General features: G+C 35.5%; 5 protein-coding genes. 1 reads left to right on the top strand and 4 read right to left on the bottom strand.

The features are described from left to right. The 4 genes from QJV33_RS11810 to QJV33_RS11825 all read right to left on the bottom strand — a co-directional run. A partial coding sequence (locus QJV33_RS11810) for a hypothetical protein (RefSeq protein WP_281463608.1) occupies positions 1-319 on the bottom strand: 319 nt, incomplete at its 3' end. Between the two features lie 13 nt (positions 320-332). Further along, positions 333-1184 carry a PAAR domain-containing protein gene (locus tag QJV33_RS11815; RefSeq protein ID WP_281463609.1) on the bottom strand — a complete coding sequence of 284 codons (852 nt, stop codon included), beginning with the start codon at positions 1182-1184 and terminating at the stop codon, positions 333-335. A gap of 87 nt (positions 1185-1271) precedes the next feature. Then, complete coding sequence (locus tag QJV33_RS11820; protein ID WP_281463610.1) at positions 1272-2669, bottom strand: relaxase/mobilization nuclease domain-containing protein; 1398 nt, start codon at positions 2667-2669, stop codon at positions 1272-1274. Further along, positions 2659-2958 (bottom strand): plasmid mobilization protein, encoded by a 300-nt coding sequence (locus tag QJV33_RS11825; protein ID WP_281463611.1) that lies wholly within the window; start codon positions 2956-2958, stop codon positions 2659-2661. The genes QJV33_RS11820 and QJV33_RS11825 overlap by 11 nt, the downstream gene beginning before the upstream one ends. Positions 2959-3354: 396 nt before the next feature. Between QJV33_RS11825 and QJV33_RS11830 the strand changes: the two genes are divergently transcribed. Continuing rightward, positions 3355-3885 (top strand): replication/maintenance protein RepL, encoded by a 531-nt coding sequence (locus QJV33_RS11830; protein ID WP_281463612.1) that lies wholly within the window; start codon positions 3355-3357, stop codon positions 3883-3885. Positions 3886-4049: the final 164 nt, after the last annotated feature.

The raw sequence follows: 4049 nt of genomic DNA on the forward strand, positions 1-4049 counted from the left end.
AATCTACTTCTTTATTCTCTACCGTTGCAATCAATAAACAATTTGTAACATTACCTAACGTCATTGAAAACTGTTTAACTTCTTTCCATTTCATAGCATAAGCGCCTTCATCTGGAATAATAGGAAGCTCTAAATTTTCTCCCTCTGCTACGCTACCTTCAAAATCATATAACCACCACGTCCAATTATTATTAGGGATGGCATCCAATAAATTGAACAACGTAACCATCTCCGTTACAACTTTATATTGCTCACCATTCTTTTCAGTTTTTATTTGAATGCTATTTTTTGAAAAAATTTTGCCTTTATAAATCGTCATTTTTTATTTTCCATTATGGGATAGGTATTTCAATTATTTCAGGATCAACTATATCAGGATCAATAGTATCTGTAGTTGCTGGAGTTTCTACTTTTGAATCACTTCCAGTAGTAATCTCATTATGCCATCCTTTATCTTTTGGAATATCTATTGGTTTTGGATCTCCACGCTCTAGAGAACCTTTTTCGCTTCTTTTAATCCATTCATGTTGATGTGGATCAGTATGTATTGATGGACGATTATGATCTGTAAAATCTATATCTCTTTTCGGAACTAATTTTCCATTTTTATCATAATCCCATTCTCTTGCTTGAGGATAAGAGCTTCCTGGTTTGCTCTTACTTTTTTTAATAGCATATTGAGTATGTGGATATTCTCTATCTGGTAACATTCTACCATGCTTATCCATAGGTAGAGAACGATCAGGAGGATTAATATTATTAAAACTATTTTCATCAGCAATACTCGTAATTTTTCCTTGATCATGATTGGGTCGATAAACTCCATCATTAATCATCGATTGCTGGTTATCAGATAGCCTTGCATACTGTGTCTGCTCAGGTTGTTGAGCAGCAGCTCCCATGACATCATCACCCCCACCTTCATCAACAACCTCCTCATGCTGAGATGGGATCAACTTAGCCCCACAAGCGGTTACATGTCCTTCTAACGCTACAAATATGCCATTAACGGTGATACCACCATATCCCTGAATAATCGGAAACACCCCCTTACACAAAGGGCAAATCGTCTTATGTCCGACACCAGCTACTGGGATATTTTGGATTGTATAGTCACTAAACCCCTCAATAACTTTACCCCCATGAGTAGTCATATCACCCTTGCGAATTAATGCTTTAACCATAACCTCCACCTCTAAAATTATCACTGGTGGAATAATAAACCTTTATCGACATAAATCTATTTCAAAATAATAACATATTCATACCAACTACGTCCTGAACCCTCTACCCCTTGAGAATTTTCTTTGCTGTTTTGCTTCTGCCTCTTTTTGTTTTTCTAAAGCTTGCTTTTGAAGTTTTATTTCAATGCGTCTAAAGACTTTTCGAGCAAGTTCTTCAATTGTTGGTTTTCCTGCTCTAACTTGCTCAATCGTTCGCTTAATTCGTTCATAAGCTCGTTTTGTTGCCTCACCAACCTGTCTAATGCGTCCTTCAAAAGTTTCTCTGTCGGTGTCATTTAGTTTTTCCCTAGCTTGATAATTCGGTAGTCTTGATTGTCTCCGAATGCTTGATTGTTGTATTGAGGATCGATTTGAATACAAATCTTGCTTGTCTTGTCCGCCAAATTGCAGTTCGCCAACATCATGCTGTTTTCCTTGTAAAGAGCTACCGACTGCTTCCACTCCTGCATATCCATGTATTGGCTCGTCGCTGCATTCACTAGATAAACCAACGCTACTATCAACACTAATCCGATCCCTATCAATATCCAAAACGGCACCTTGTAAAGCTTGATTAAGTCTTTGAGTATGACTTGCTTTTGACTTTCCAAATCGTTTCGAAAACTCTGTGCGTCTTCGTTCAACTGCCTTTTCAAGTTCTGCTGTAGCTTGCTTATAGCGCTCAGAAGTTCTTTCTTTGCCTCCAAATCCCTCTGCTCGTTGAATTTCTTCAATAGCTCGATCGAGTGAGAAAGATTGCTCATAGATTGCTCCTTTAAGCCGTAAATTACACCCGTCTGTTTTAATGGAAATATTTTTGGATGTAACCCTAGCAATTTCAAAGCCCGCCTCTGTAAGGCAATTTAAAACGTCCTCACGGGTCTGAATACGTCCCTTTTCTAATTCACCCTCTAAAAACCCGTTAATTGCTTCCTGAGCGATTTTCTTATCTTTTGGTATGTTCCTACTCGAAACAGTCATTTGACGCTTCTGTGGCGTATCTGGATCGCTTAAATCATAATGTTGATTGATAACCTGCTTGAAGTTCTCCGCAAGAGGACGATCTGACTTATCGTAATAGAGGGATAACCGCTTTCCACTCTCAAGCTCCACATTCGGCACAAAGAAGTTTAACTCAAGCCTTCCTTTATCCGTATGTTCAATCCAACAGATATTATATTGCTCTGGCTGCAAGCCTGCAAAAAAGGTTTCTTCAAACTTCTGCATGATTTCTTGCTTATGAGCATCAAGGATATTCGCTTCCTCAAAAGATAAACACCCAACCGTATATTGATTTTTGAAGTCTAACCCTTCTGCTACATCGACAGAAAGTCTTGGGTTCCCTTGTAAAACTTGGATTTCATACTCATGCTTCTTAAGCAAATAATCCATTGACCTACGAGGATTGCCTCCCGTTTTAGGATGAGGAAAAAACTTAACAATCATTTTCTAATAAACTCGCTAATTGCCGTTCGATATGAATAATTTCAATCAACCATTCGATATTGTTTTTTGAATGTTGGATTTTCTTTGTAATTTGATTGAGATTAACGCCAATCTTGTTCACTTCATAAAGTAATAATGGGTCAACTGTGGAAACACGTTTAGCTGGTTTTTGGTTTAAACAAGTTTCACGAACCCATTCTGCTAAACGAGCTTTTGTCTTTCTTTGAAGCAACTGTTCGTATTCTGCTTCATTAACTCTAATTTTTATTTCTTTATGACGATTGCTCATGCTTGCCTTTCTTCGGGGGTTAAGGGGGATTTTCCCCCTTGCAAGTTACAAAGAAACATAGTTCACTTTGTATATCCTTGCCCCATATCACTCAGGAAAACAATAGAATACTTACTCTCTTTTATTTAGACAATTACTTTTTGTTTTTTATGAATGAAGATGAAAGTTTTTTTAGAAAAATTAATTATCAAATTTTAATGGATTTTTAGAGTTTTCCACAGTTTAAAAGGGAGACTATAGAGGGATATAATATATCTATTATATCTAGTGATTTCCAAAATCACCGTTTTTCGTTGAGAAACCGCAAAAAATACTCTTGCAATACTTGTCATACTGTGACAACAATACTTGTCATACTGTGACAACAATTAAAATGTTATTAACAAGGCTTTTATCATGTCAGCCCATATCAAACGCCTACAGCCTAAAGACAAACAAGAAAAACAAAAATTAATACAACAATTACAATTTTTATTAGAGCAATTCCCTGAACATGAAAATAAAGCAACATCTTTATTATGGGAAATAAAACGTAGAAATAAACTTAATGACCCTAATACATGGACTTTTATAATGATAAGCCCCGAACAAAATTTAGCTGTTGTTAATTGGTTAACTTCTAAGAGTAAAAGACCCTTAAACGCTGTAAAATTATGGGCATTATTGTTTGATAATGTACATCGCGAAACAGGTCAAATCATGCTTACACGTCAAGAAATTGCCGATGAATTGAAGATACAATCGGCAAATGTTACTCGTATCATGACAGAGCTTGAAAGTATTAATGCCATTTTTAAAAAGAAAAATGGACGTGGTGTTGTTTACTATATGAATCCAAATGTTGCTAACCATTATCCTCAAGAAATTAGAGAAAAACTCCAAAAAGAAGCCAAAAAATTAAAATTACTTGATGGTGGATTAATATAAAAAATCAATTCTAATTTGTATTTATACCTTTGTCATTGTTACATCTTTCACTAAATTAACATCATCAGACAAGCATATTTCCCAAGTAGAACTATCAAATATTTCTATTAATACTTTGCAATCATAAGAAGCAGAAATATTTCTAAAATTAACTATTTTACTAA

This window comes from Commensalibacter nepenthis (assembly GCF_029953305.1).
In the GTDB taxonomy this organism is placed as follows: domain Bacteria; phylum Pseudomonadota; class Alphaproteobacteria; order Acetobacterales; family Acetobacteraceae; genus Commensalibacter; species Commensalibacter nepenthis.

What these genes read in the sequence shown, in the direction of transcription:
- QJV33_RS11815 (WP_281463609.1), bottom strand. Translation starts at nt 1,184, where the DNA reads ATGGTTAAAGCATTAATTCGCAAGGGTGATATGACTACTCATGGGGGT.
- QJV33_RS11820 (WP_281463610.1), bottom strand. Translation starts at nt 2,669, where the DNA reads ATGATTGTTAAGTTTTTTCCTCATCCTAAAACGGGAGGCAATCCTCGT.
- QJV33_RS11825 (WP_281463611.1), bottom strand. Translation starts at nt 2,958, where the DNA reads ATGAGCAATCGTCATAAAGAAATAAAAATTAGAGTTAATGAAGCAGAA.
- QJV33_RS11830 (WP_281463612.1), top strand. Translation starts at nt 3,355, where the DNA reads ATGTCAGCCCATATCAAACGCCTACAGCCTAAAGACAAACAAGAAAAA.